Origin of the sequence: Spiroplasma endosymbiont of Polydrusus pterygomalis (genome assembly GCF_964030825.1) — a bacterium.
In the GTDB taxonomy this organism is placed as follows: Bacteria; Bacillota_I; Bacilli_A; order Mycoplasmatales; family VBWQ01; genus Spiroplasma_E.
The window spans coordinates 1,117,891-1,130,665 of sequence record NZ_OZ034964.1 but is presented as its reverse complement, the minus strand read 5'-3'; the positions used below and the strand labels follow the sequence as shown (position 1 = coordinate 1,130,665).

Below are 12,775 nucleotides of genomic sequence, written 5' to 3'. Positions count from 1 at the left end.
ATTTTTATATGAATAATATTATTTGCTAATTAAAAAGAGACATTTTTAATAAATGTCTCTTTTTAAAGATAATTATTATTATTTTGCTTTTGCTAATTTAATCATAATTTTAGATTTTTGACGACCAGCTTTATTAGCATGGTAAATACCTTTAATGACAGCTTTATCAATTAAACTACATACTTCATTAACAAGAGTTGGCGCATTTTCAGTTTTACTTTTTATTGAAATTTCTGCTTTTTTTAAAGCAGTTTTAATTTTAGATTTATAACTCTTATTAATCTCATTTCTTTTTTGATTTGTTTTAATTCTTTTGATTTGTGATGCAATGTTAGCCATTTTGTCTCCTTTTTTAATTTGAATATGTTTTATAGATTAATTACAACAAAAATAATTATAACAAAAATCATAAACGTTGTATAATATTTTTTATTTTTTTAGTATAATTAATATGTTAGTGTTTTTTAATAGTATATTTTAGTTTTTTATACTTTTATGTTAAGAAAACTTTAATAATAAATGAAGGTGTGGTAAAGAAATGAGTTACTATTTTCACAGTTCTTATCAATTTACTTATCATGGTATTGATAGAATCAGGACAAGATTAAAATTACAAAACCTAAATGATGTTCAATTACATGAACACTGTTTAAAACTAATTAGTGAGTCTTATGATATTGAAGAAACCAAAAGTTTTAAATATATTAGAGTTAATAAAACACATTTTTATTTTGTAATTAGAAAAGATGTTAATTTAATTTTAACAATTTCACCAATGAGTGCAACTAAACTGTTAACAGTAATTGAAAAAAATTTATAAATCAAAACAAAAGAGGAAAATAAAATGGGAAATCTAACTAGTCAATGATGAATGTTAGCGCTGATAGGAGTAGTTTTAATAATTTTTATTTTTACAACAATTTCAGCAAAAAAGAAGAAAAAAGAAGAAAAAAAACAACGACAGAAAGAAGTAAAAAATGTCATTAAAATTTTTATGCGTGATGAACTAAAATTACAGCATAAAACTGTTGAATTTGAACAAGTAGTTTCACGTAATAGTAAAGAATATCGTTATCGTGATGTTTTTGATGTAATTGTAAAATTGTATGATTCTAAGAAGAATGATTTATTTGCAACTAAAGCATTTGAAGTAGAAGGATTTACCAAGCAATTATCAAAGAAACAATTTGAAACAATTTGAAAAGTAAATTGTGAATTAGACTTAGAAGAGACACTTAAAAGAATTGAATTATCAAAAAAACGTAGTGCCAAGATTAAAATAAAAAGAAAAACAGCAGAAGAAAAAGCAGCAGTGAAAAAAGAAAACGAAGCTGTTAAACTTGCCATTGAAGAAGAACGTTTACAAAATAAAGAAAATAAAAAACGTGCTAAAAATCTTGAAAAACCTAAAGTTGCAATTCATGATAAATTTTCTGGATGAAAAGATAAGTAAAGTTTTATTTTTAAATAGACAAATAGGGGATGGATAATGAAAATTTATAAAGATGATTATAAACATTTTCGTATTTGTCAAAAACTTTCATGATTTTTAAATGCCAAAAACTATGCTTTAGCTAAGAATTTAATTGAAGAAAAAAAGATAATAAGTTTTGTAGAACTAACACATACTAAAACAAGTAGTAAATTTAAATCAGATTTATTTACAATTTCTGATTTAGATAATGATACATTTGAAAACAATTATAATGATGAAGATGATTCTGATTTTTACGCTGGTGAAACGCTGGTTGATGGTATTGAAACTGGGCATTATGCTCAAGAATATTTTAAAGCAAAATATTCTTGTTTTAATTTTGAATCTGAACCTAGCACTAATGTTATCAAAATTATTGAAAGCAAACAATATGATGTTTTATTTGAACCAAGATTTGAATATCAAGATTGTGTTACTAAATGTGATATTTTAAAACGAAATAACGAAGGTTGAGATTTAATTGAAGTAAAAGCAGTAACTTGGGTTAAAGAAGAACATATGTGGGATTTACTTTATCAGTATGATATTTTAACTAAGTGTGGAATTAAAATTGTAAATACTTATATTATGTATTTAAATAATAATTATGTTAGAAAAGAAAAATTAGAATTAAATGAATTGTTTATCACTAATGGTGTAACGTGACAAAAAAGTGTTAATACTAAAAAAAGTTTTAGTATTTTTGATTCAATACAAGATGAAATTTTAAATGGTAATTTAAAAGGACAATATGAAAGTGTTGACAAGATTATTAAAATGACTGATATTAATAAAATTATTAAGTTATTGACTTCACCTTATTGCCATAATAATAGTAATAAGTTTTGTCCTCATATTTTTAAATATTTTGCTATTCATAATACTATTTTTGAATTATATCGTTTACGAAAGACTAAAAAAGCATTATGATATTATCAAGAAGAGCTGCTAGAAATCAATGATGAAAGACTGTTACCATTTTTAACAAATTCTAATTTACATTTAAGACAATATGATGTTATTAAAAATGGTAATAAATTAATTGATAGTAATAAATTTATTGATTTAAAAATTGAGTATAACAAATATCAGTACCCAATTTATATGTATGATTTTGAAACAATGAAATCAGCAATTCCCAAATTTAAAAATAGTAAGCCATATCAACAAATTCCTTTTCAATATTCCGTTCATGTTTTACTAACACCTGATTTTGATTTTAGAACAAAAAAATCAATTGAGCATTATGAATTTTTAGCAGATGGTAATGAAGATCCAAGAGAGAGTTTAACTAAAAACTTATCCCATGATTTAATTAATATTCATGGCCAAGGTACTTATGTTGCTTATAATCAGTCATTTGAAAAATCAGTGCTTAAAAAATTAGCTTATTATTATCCTAAATGTAAAAAACAATTAGCAATAATTCATGATGGTACTGTTGATTTACAAGATTTTTTTAAAGATTTTAAAATTTATAAAGAACAATTTTATGGTTCACTTTCAATTAAAAAAACATTACCAGCTTTTGAACCTAATTTTTCTTATGAAGAATTGGTTATCAAAAAAGGCGATATGGCATCTGAAGTTTTTCGAAGAAGAGTTGAAAATAATATTACTTTAAGTAATTGAAATTATAATTTTCGTGAAAATATGTTAAAATACTGTGCTCAAGATACTTTAGGTATGGTAGTATTATTTTGACATATCAAAAATATTATTGAAATTTACAAAGCAAAAATTGAAGGAGAAAGTAATGAAAAAAATTAAAATTTTATTTATGGGTTCTTCTTTTTTCTCCGAAAATATTTTAAAAACATTATTAACAACAATGAAAAATGAAATTAAAGTAGTTGCTGTTGTTTGTCAACCAGATCGGAAGATTGGTCGCAAACAAGATATTGTTGTTTTGCCAATTAAACAATTAGCAAAAGCACATAATATTACTATTTTTCAGCCAGAAAAAATTATTGATAGTTTAAATGATTTACAATTATTAAATATTGATGTTATTTTAACTTGTGCTTATGGTCAATTTTTGCCAAAAGCAATCTTAAATTTACCAAAAAATAAATGCTTAAATATTCATGCTTCATTATTACCACAATTACGTGGTGGTGCTCCTATTCAATGAGCAATTATTAATGGTTTAGTAACTACTGGTATTACCTTAATGAAAATGATAAGTAAAATGGATGCTGGAGCAATTTATCTTCAAGGTAAAGTTGCGATTAGTAATGATGATACATATACTTCATTAGTTAATAAATTAATAATTTTAGCACAAGATATGTTAATAAAAAATTTATTAAAAATCATTAATAATGAAATTAAAGAACAAGAACAAGATGAAAATAAAGTAACTTTTGGTTTAAATATTAAAAGAAGTGATGAAAAAATTAATTGAAATCTTTCAGCACAATTAATTTCATGTCATGTTCGTGGTTTATATAATAAACCAATTGCTTATACTACTTTAAATAATAATATTTATAAGATTCATCAAGTAGCAATAAGTGAACAAATATCAGATCCTTTACCTGGAACAATTGTTGCAATTAACAAATTAGGAATTATTGTTGCTACAAAAACTAATAATATCATTATTAAAGTTATTCAACCAGCAGGTAAAAAAGAAATCATTGCCGCTTGTTATTATGGTTCTAAAAGTAATCCAATCAAAGTTGGCTTAATTTTTGAGTAATAATAAGTAGTGGTAATAGGAGCAAAAAATGTATCGTTTTCGTTCAATTAAATATTTAGCATTTTCTGGTATGATGACAGGTTTATTAATAGCAATTGGTTATTTTTCATCATTTATTTTTGGTTGAACAATTACTAGTTTATTTGGTGGCAATTCCACTTTGCAGTTATTTGATGCTGTTTTTATTCCTTTTGTTGCTTTTTTTGAAGGTCCAATTATGTTATTTGCTGGAACTATTGCTGGTGCCATATTTGATATGATTAGTGGTGTTAAAATTGTAGTTGTACCAATTACGATTATTATTAGAATTTTAATGTTTTTTGTTATTAAATTATTAATTAATAAAGATTGATGAAGTAGTCTTTATACTTTCTTTTTTGCTGCTATTTTATTACTTATTTATCCTTTATCTTATTTAGTAATTTATCAAGATTATGCGATTACTATTAATGAATTAATTATTGATAGTATCCAAGCTGTTGTTGCTTATATTATTTCGATTCCAATTTATTATACTCTTTGTAAAATCCAAATTAAATCAAATTATCATTTTTGAGATGATCGACAATTTGATTATTTTAAAAAAGAAAAAGTAATTAAGTAAGATGTTAACAATTGTTTGTACTTTTGATTTAATTTTATTTAAACTTTGATATACTAAAATATAGTAAATAGTTTATAAACAAAAGATAGGTGAATAAATAATATTATGAGTATCGATAAAAAGTACATTAGAAATTTTTCAATTATTGCCCATATTGATCATGGTAAATCAACTTTAGCTGATCGAATTTTAGAATTAACTAATGCTGTTTCAAAACGAGAAATGAAAAATCAATTGTTAGATTCATTGGATTTAGAGCGTGAACGTGGTATTACTATTAAACTAAATAGTGTGCAACTTAAATATCAAGCATTAGATGGTCATACTTATTTATTACATTTAATTGATACTCCAGGTCATGTTGATTTCACTTATGAAGTATCACGTAGTTTAGCAGCATGTGAAGGTGCTATTTTAGTAGTTGATGCTGCACAAGGGATTGAAGCACAAACTTTAGCAAATGTTTATTTAGCATTAGATAATGATTTGGCAATTATTCCTGTTATTAATAAAATTGATTTACCAAGTGCTGATCCAGATAAAGTAAAAGTAGAAATTGAACAAGTATTAGGATTACCAGCTGCTGATGCTCCTTTAATTTCGGCAAAAACGGGGATTAATATTCGTGATGTTTTAGAAGCAGTTATTAAATACATTCCATATCCATTTGATGCTGATGATAAGGCACCGTTAACAGCTTTAATTTTTGATTCTTTATATGATAAGTATCGTGGTGTGATGGCTTTTATTAGAGTTAAAACTGGTATTATTAAAGTTGGTGATAAAGTACGAATGATATCAACAGGTGCTGAGTATGAAATTACTGAATTAGGGATAAGAACACCAAAAGAAGAAAAGCGCGAAATGTTAACTGCTGGTGAAGTTGGATGAATTAGTGGTGCCATTAAAATAATTAGTGATATTCATGTTGGTGATACCGTTACTAGTGTTAATAATCCAGCTGCTAAACCATTGCCAGGATATAAAACTTTAAAACCAATGGTTTATTGTGGCTTATATCCAATTGATACTAATAAGTATCAGGAGTTAAAAGATGCGTTATATAAAATTCAATTATCTGATGCCTCATTAACTTTTACTGCTGAAACTTCACAAGCATTAGGTTTTGGTTTTCGTTGTGGTTTTTTAGGATTATTACATATGGATGTTATTCAAGAACGCTTAGAACGTGAGTATAATTTAGTTTTAATTTCAACAGCGACTTCGGTAATTTATGAAGTTAAATTAACTAATGGTGAAAAATTAATTATTGATAATCCTGCAAAGTGACCAACTGTTCAAACTATTAAGAGTGTTGCAGAACCATTTGTGCAAGTAACAATTATGACACCAGAACAATATGTTGGGGCGCTAATGCAATTATGTCAAGATAAACGTGGGATTTATATTGATTTAAAATATGCTGATAATTTACGAAGAACACTTATTTATAATATGCCATTAAATGAAATTGTCATTGATTTTTTTGATAAATTAAAATCAATATCAAAAGGTTATGCTTCTTTAGATTATGAATTGATTGCTTATCAAGAAAGTAAGTTAGTGAAAATGGATATTTTATTAGCAAGCAATATTGTTGATGCGTTATCTGTTATTGTTCATAAGAATTTTGCTTATGATCGTGGTCGTGTTTTATGTGAAAAGTTAAAAAAATTAATTCCTAAACAAAATTTTGAAGTTGCGATTCAAGCTGCTATTAATAATAAAATTATTGCTCGCCAAACGGTGCAAGCAGTGCGAAAAGATGTTATTGCCAAATGTTATGGTGGTGACATTACTAGAAAAAGAAAATTATTAGAAAAGCAAAAAGAAGGTAAGAAAAAAATGAAATCAATTGGTAATATTGAATTACCACCAGAAGCATTTCGAGCTGTGTTAAAAATAGATGATGATAATTAATAAAAAAATGTAATGTCAAGATTAAAATTAATTTTATTGCTAATATTAATGAAAATTTTTTTTTAAAGTATTGAGATTATATTTTTATAAATTAGATTTTTTATTTAAGTTATAAGAAAGGAATACTTAGATTTAAAACAATTAATTCTTCATTGAATGTAAAAAATAATTTGAATAATCTTTTAAATAATAATGATTGATGGAACATCAGAGCATCAAATTTATTATAAAGCAGCATCAGTATTATTTTTTATTTTATTAATATTAATATCAATTTTTAGTTTAAAATATTCCAAAATTATTTTATTTATTTTTGGTATAGCAAAATATATAATTATATTATTTGAAACATTATTTTTAGTTTTTTTTTATAAAAGATAAAAGTTTTATTGACAATCTTAAATCAAATAATAAAGTGACAATAACAATGATTACTGAGTATATTTTATTATTCGTTTTTTCATTTAATGGTTTTAATAATTTAGTAGCATTTTCACGTGATACTGTTAAAATTACTAAATTTAGAAAAACCATGATAATTATTTATTACTTTTTATCTTGTAACTTTGTTTTTTTCAATTAGTAAGTACCAGTGGCTTAATTATTTTTATTATTAGTTTGTTTTTGAATTGTGTTAGTAGTCAACTCTCATATACAATTTGATATTCAAGAATTATTCCACCATTAGCAGAAGATGGTTATTTACCATTAATTTTTATTAAAAAGAATCGTTTTGGTGAGTATCAAAATGCTATTTTATTAATAGTTTAATATTATTTTAATGATTTTGTTTATTGTTATTCCAGAAGTTATTGGATTAGAACATATTTTTCAAGATATGATTAAAGCAGGAACAATTGTTTAATTAATTATTTAGGAACATTCTTTGCTATATTATATTATCTCTGAAAAAGAAAGGAATAAAAATACCATGATGAGAGATAATTCTTTATTTTATAACTATTTTGGTAATAATTACAATTTTAGTAATTACACTATTTTCCTTTATTGTTCAAGAACCGTGAAAACTTAAAAATAGTATTATGTTAGGTTCTTATTTATCTTCAATGGTAATTGGATTTGCTGTTTGAGGTTTATATGAGTCATATCAAAAATTCAAATCAAAAGAATATGATAAAAATCAAAGATAAAATAAATAAATACTTATTAAGTTATTAAAAAAAGTAATAAGTATTATTATTTATTATGATATTTTAATAATTTCATTTTTTAAAATTTTTAAAATATATAGTAAAATCAACAAAAAATGCAATCAATATATTAAAAATAAAAATTTTAATTTATAATAAGTATATTAATAATTATATTAAAGGGGGAGCAGGGGGTTATGTGAAATTTTTATTAAAAATAATTGATTGTTTGAATCCTATTTCTATTTTTAAAAATATTAAAAGATATATGGAAAATAGAGCTAAGATTGAAGCTGATATTATTGATAAAGAAAAACAAAGACAGCATGAAAAGGATTTACAAGATTCTAAATTGAAGCATCAATCACTTGAAAATGAAAAAGATAGATTATTGCAAAAAGAATTAGCTGAAGAAAAAACTAAAAGGTTAAATTTAATATTAGAAAATAAATTAGTAATAAATAGACAAACTTATTATTTAAAATATGGTAATAACCCAAAAATAGAGCTAGAACTTAAAAGAAAAAGAATTAAGGGGAAAAAAACAAAGTAGTAGTATTGTATTTACAAAAATAGGGGGTTAAAATTGATATGATCACTTGGTTGAAAGTGATTTTAAGGAGTTTGGATAATGGATTTAACTATAAATAAAAAATTAAAAACAAAAGTTTTAAATAATTTTTTAAATTTATTAGCGATTAATTTAGCGGATACCTATTTAGAAACCTTAAAAAAATATAAATCAAAAGATGCTGATGAATTAGTATTAAATTTTTTAGATCAAATAGTTTATTTAGTTGATGAACAAATTGATATAACAAATGTTAAAAATAATGCTAGAATATCAAAAATGAATACTAAACAAAAAGAAAAGTTTAATCATGCTTTAGAAAAAGATAGCAAATATAAAAAGATGTGCTCAAAACTTAATTTTATATATCGAGTAATAAAAGAAGAAACAACGCAAGAACAACTATTTACTAATATATATCAATTTTATGAAAAATATGATGATGAAGTTTTAGAATTATTTTCAATTGAACATCAACAAAAAGAAACATTTGATTTTTTTAAAGAAATAAAATTATTATTTAAAAATAATAATACATTTTTATACAAATCAAATTTACAAGCAAATATTTAATTTATTAGGTGAAATATAAAAAACATTAATAAATATTGCTAATATTTTTATTAGCAATATTTATTATAATTACATATATTTTGCTAAGTGACTAGTGATATTGCTGTCATCTTTTTTTAGTATCAATTACTTTAATTTAGTTTTAAATATTTATATTGTGCTTCTTAGAATGTTATGGTATTCTATATTAAAAGATAATAATATGTAAGTGAGGAAATTAATGTGTTAAATTTAGATTATGTTGGGCCTCACGGTATTACTGCTACTTATGGTGGATGATTTCATGTTTATGCATTTGCTATTATGTCGGGTATTTTTGTGTCAATTATTACTTCATGAGTAAAATTTCGTCGCTATCGTGTTCCTACTGATTCTTTAGCATGATCAATAATATTTATTATTCCAGCATCATTATTTGGTGCTAGTTTTCTTGGTAAAGATGATCCAGAAAATGCAATTGGTTTTTTTGAAAAGTTTGCATTTTGAAAACCAGGGATGTCTATTCATGGTGGTGTCCTATTTGGCATTATTGCTGGTGCCATTATTTTTTACTTTGTTGGACGTAAGTATAAAATATCATTATGAATATATGGTGATTTAATTATTCCTAATATTTTATTAGGGCAAGTATTAGGACGCTGAGGTAATTTCTTTAATCATGAATTGCTTGGTAATGTTATTAGTTATGATTCATTATCATGATTACCTGCTTTTATTCGTGATAATTGTTTTAAATTAATTGGTGGAGCAAATGGTCATCCCGAAATAGATAGTATTACTGGTGAAATTATTTATCGCGCCCCAATTTTTCTTTATGAATCAATTGCTAATTTAGGGTTATGATTGGTTATTACTCTTGTCGTGCCAAATCTTGGTAAGTGATTTGGTAAAAAGCCTTGAAAAGTAGAAACTAATAAATTTCAATTTGACTTTAAAGAAAATTTTAAATATTGAGGTAAAACAACTTTTAATCCAAGATATTGAAACAAAACAAATCGCGATCCACATCATTTAACTTGAACTAAAATGTGAAATGAAGCCTATTATTATCATCGTGTCCCAAAAAATGTTGTCAATAAAGCATTAACAGCAATAGAACCTACTGGTAAGAAAATTAATAACTATATAAATAAAAGTAAAAAACTTTATGAAATAAATAATCCTCATCACTATCAAATAATGCATGCTGGTGTGCAAATGGGACTTTATTTTTTTGGATGAAATTTGATTCGTTTTATTTTAGAATTACAACGTCCTCCAGAAGATTTATTTTTAATTAATCGTCCAATTCTTGATTATACAATTTTATTATTAATTGCATTCTTCGGTTTATTTTTATCATTATTTGCACAATTTGTTGCAGCAAAATATTTACGTAACGAAGGGTGAACATATGAAAAAGAATATTAATAATATTCTTTTTTACTATTAAAATAAATATTATAACAAAAAATAAATCAATAAATAGATAATATTAATTAGATTTGGGGTTTTTGTTATAATATTTATAGATAATGTATTTGTTTGACATTATGAGGTGAAAGAAGTGCTAACAATAGTAAGTAATAGTAGTAATGATACCATTAAGTTTTTAGGCTTTGAGATTCCAATTACTACTTTTTTATACTCAATGGGTGGCTTAGCAGTTTTAGTTTTTTTAATATTATTATCAATTTTATTAATCATGTATTTACGTAAAAGGGGAGCAATTAAGGGTTATTTAAGTTTAGAAGAAAAAGATTATCAACTTGAAGATAAAATTTTAGAAATTGAGCATGAAATTGCTAAATTACAAAGAAGATTTTATTCAAGTAAACATGTTTCTAAAAAGACAAAAAAATATTTTAAGTAATTAAATGTAGGTGTTCGATATGTCTAAAATAAAATTTAAGTTATTTGATAAGTTTTTTTCGCAAAAAAATGATTTAGCAAATAAAAATAGTTATGAAACATCAACTAATAATAAAACATATTTTAGCAATGTTGTACCACCACTTAACAAAAATAAAGAAAATTTTAGTAATTCTACGTTTAATGAAATTGATTATCATGAAAAAAATCATGATGATAAAAATATCGAAGTTACTAGTTCTTACATTATTCCATTACAAGAAAAAAAAAGAACACCAATTAATGAAACATTTACTAAAGCAAAAGATATTTACTATGAGCAACCACAAACATATAATACAATGGAAATTGTTAGTTATAAAAATAGTTTTAAAATCCCAAAACCAATTAGTAGAGAAATTAAATCTGAAAAATTAAAACAATTATTATTATTATTTATTAGTATCATGACATTAATTGTTGCTACAACTTTTATTGGTTTATATTTTGGTATGGTTAATATTAGAATTATTCCACATCCTGTTATTACAATTCCATTAGCAATTGTTGCCATTACTGTTATTTTGATTAATATTATTGAATTTGTGACATTAAGTCGAGAAGTAGAATTATATATTGAACGAACATTAAAAGGAACATTATTACCACCAAATTTTATCGTTAGAAATTACCGTAAAATTCATATTAATTTAATAATTATTAATTGATTAAGTATTAGTTGTTATATTATGCTTAGTATTGTCATTGGTATTATGTTTTTGATTAGTGGTCAAAAATTAACTTTTATTATTCAAAGTTGAACTGTTAATGTTCCTGATTTGATTAAAGATGCCATAACACTAACAATTATTTTAGGAGTTATTTTTACTATTCATATGATTAACATTGTTATTTTTCGCTTTCGTAAACGTAATATTATTAGTTATTATGGTTATGAAATTATCAATCCACAAGAGTTAAATGAATATAAAAAAAAGGTAAATCGCATATGTATGTTTATTACTCTTGGTTTTCTTTCGTTAATATTTTTTGCAATTGCCATTCCAATATTTGTTTTAAAAAGAAGAAAGAAAAAATAGGATTATTTATCAGTATTTTAAACATGATAAATTTGTTATCTTTAGAAACTGATATGTTATTAATAACACATCATGATAATAAAAGTTAGCTATAGCTAACTTTTATTATCATGACATAAATTTTTAAAGACAATTACTTGAATTAGATGATATACTAAGCATTTCTCAATTATCATCATCATTATTAATATCATCTAACATAATTTCTTCTTCTGCTTCATCAAGATCCATTTCAGTAAATCCTTCAATTTCTTGTTCAATTACACTAACATTAATTTTAATAATTTCTTCTTGTCTTTCTTTTGCTACAACAAGATTATTTTCATCTCACACAGTTTCTTCTTCTGTTTTCGCAAGATTAATTTTATCTTCACACAGTTTCTCTTTTTTGTTAATATTACTTTTATTATTAGTTATGATATTTTTTATATCATTAATACTAGTTTCACTTTTTATTTGTTTTATTTTGCTTTCTTTATTATTTTTTGGCACAAAGTTTGCATTTAGTTCTTGTTTTTTATTTTTATAATAATTTCATGAGTAATAACTTATTCCCCCAGCAAGACATAATAATCCTGTTGTCAAAGGACTAGGAATTACTGGTTTTAATAAACTAAAAATTGTTTCAGAATTAATTTGGATATCTGTATCTAAAAATCTCATTTTTATTTTCCTTTCAATTCAAAATAAAAACCTATTTATTTATAAAAATAAATAGGATATAAAAACTTATATTAAATCTTTATTAGTTAAATATAGCATAATTTAAATATTAATATAAATAGATTATCAAAAATTTTTATAAAAAAGCATATATCAAAAAAAAATTGACTTTCGCGTTAAAGTTA

Annotated in this window: 14 protein-coding genes; 12 read left to right on the top strand and 2 right to left on the bottom strand. The window is 23.6% G+C overall.

Features of this window, described 5'->3' with window-relative positions:
* Window positions 1-78 precede the first annotated feature (78 nt).
* Window positions 79-339, bottom strand: coding sequence for a 30S ribosomal protein S20 (gene rpsT, locus ACQH25_RS05605; protein WP_425381038.1), 261 nt, complete (start codon window positions 337-339; stop codon window positions 79-81).
* Between the two features lie 199 nt (window positions 340-538).
* On the opposite strand from rpsT, the gene ACQH25_RS05600 reads away from it, so the two are divergent.
* From ACQH25_RS05600 to ACQH25_RS05545, 12 genes are all read left to right on the top strand, one after another.
* Window positions 539-820, top strand: a complete 282-nt coding sequence (locus ACQH25_RS05600) for a hypothetical protein (protein WP_425381037.1) — start codon at window positions 539-541, stop codon at window positions 818-820.
* A gap of 24 nt (window positions 821-844) precedes the next feature.
* Window positions 845-1,453 carry a hypothetical protein gene (locus ACQH25_RS05595; RefSeq protein WP_425381036.1) on the top strand — a complete coding sequence of 203 codons (609 nt, stop codon included), beginning with the start codon at window positions 845-847 and terminating at the stop codon, window positions 1,451-1,453.
* A gap of 36 nt (window positions 1,454-1,489) precedes the next feature.
* On the top strand, window positions 1,490-3,244 hold the full coding sequence (locus ACQH25_RS05590) for a DUF2779 domain-containing protein (protein WP_425381035.1): 1,755 nt from the start codon (window positions 1,490-1,492) through the stop codon (window positions 3,242-3,244).
* Window positions 3,231-4,178, top strand: coding sequence for a methionyl-tRNA formyltransferase (gene fmt / locus ACQH25_RS05585; protein ID WP_425381034.1), 948 nt, complete (start codon window positions 3,231-3,233; stop codon window positions 4,176-4,178). The genes ACQH25_RS05590 and fmt overlap by 14 nt, the downstream gene beginning before the upstream one ends.
* Before the next feature lie 28 nt (window positions 4,179-4,206).
* The gene (locus tag ACQH25_RS05580; RefSeq protein ID WP_425381033.1) at window positions 4,207-4,782 is read left to right on the top strand and encodes a hypothetical protein; all 576 of its coding nucleotides are present in this window, start codon (window positions 4,207-4,209) and stop codon (window positions 4,780-4,782) included.
* A gap of 111 nt (window positions 4,783-4,893) precedes the next feature.
* Window positions 4,894-6,702, top strand: a complete 1,809-nt coding sequence (gene lepA / locus ACQH25_RS05575; RefSeq protein WP_425381854.1) for a translation elongation factor 4 — start codon at window positions 4,894-4,896, stop codon at window positions 6,700-6,702.
* A 624-nt stretch (window positions 6,703-7,326) separates the two neighbouring features.
* A complete protein-coding gene (locus ACQH25_RS05570; RefSeq protein WP_425381032.1) occupies window positions 7,327-7,473 on the top strand; it encodes a hypothetical protein in 147 nt (48 codons plus the stop codon).
* 579 nt (window positions 7,474-8,052) lie between these two features.
* Window positions 8,053-8,406 (top strand): hypothetical protein, encoded by a 354-nt coding sequence (locus tag ACQH25_RS05565; protein ID WP_425381031.1) that lies wholly within the window; start codon window positions 8,053-8,055, stop codon window positions 8,404-8,406.
* 78 nt (window positions 8,407-8,484) lie between these two features.
* Window positions 8,485-8,997: a hypothetical protein gene (locus ACQH25_RS05560; protein WP_425381030.1), complete on the top strand. Its 513-nt coding sequence runs from the start codon at window positions 8,485-8,487 to the stop codon at window positions 8,995-8,997.
* Window positions 8,998-9,219: 222 nt separating this feature from the next.
* The gene (locus ACQH25_RS05555; protein ID WP_425381029.1) at window positions 9,220-10,407 is read left to right on the top strand and encodes a prolipoprotein diacylglyceryl transferase family protein; all 1,188 of its coding nucleotides are present in this window, start codon (window positions 9,220-9,222) and stop codon (window positions 10,405-10,407) included.
* 136 nt (window positions 10,408-10,543) lie between these two features.
* Window positions 10,544-10,849, top strand: a complete 306-nt coding sequence (locus tag ACQH25_RS05550; RefSeq protein WP_425381028.1) for a hypothetical protein — start codon at window positions 10,544-10,546, stop codon at window positions 10,847-10,849.
* Window positions 10,850-10,868: 19 nt separating this feature from the next.
* Window positions 10,869-11,927 carry an MSC_0882 family membrane protein gene (locus ACQH25_RS05545; RefSeq protein WP_425381027.1) on the top strand — a complete coding sequence of 353 codons (1,059 nt, stop codon included), beginning with the start codon at window positions 10,869-10,871 and terminating at the stop codon, window positions 11,925-11,927.
* Between the two features lie 123 nt (window positions 11,928-12,050).
* Here ACQH25_RS05545 and ACQH25_RS05540 read toward each other — a convergent pair whose 3' ends face one another.
* Window positions 12,051-12,590, bottom strand: a complete 540-nt coding sequence (locus ACQH25_RS05540) for a hypothetical protein (RefSeq protein WP_425381026.1) — start codon at window positions 12,588-12,590, stop codon at window positions 12,051-12,053.
* Window positions 12,591-12,775: the final 185 nt, after the last annotated feature.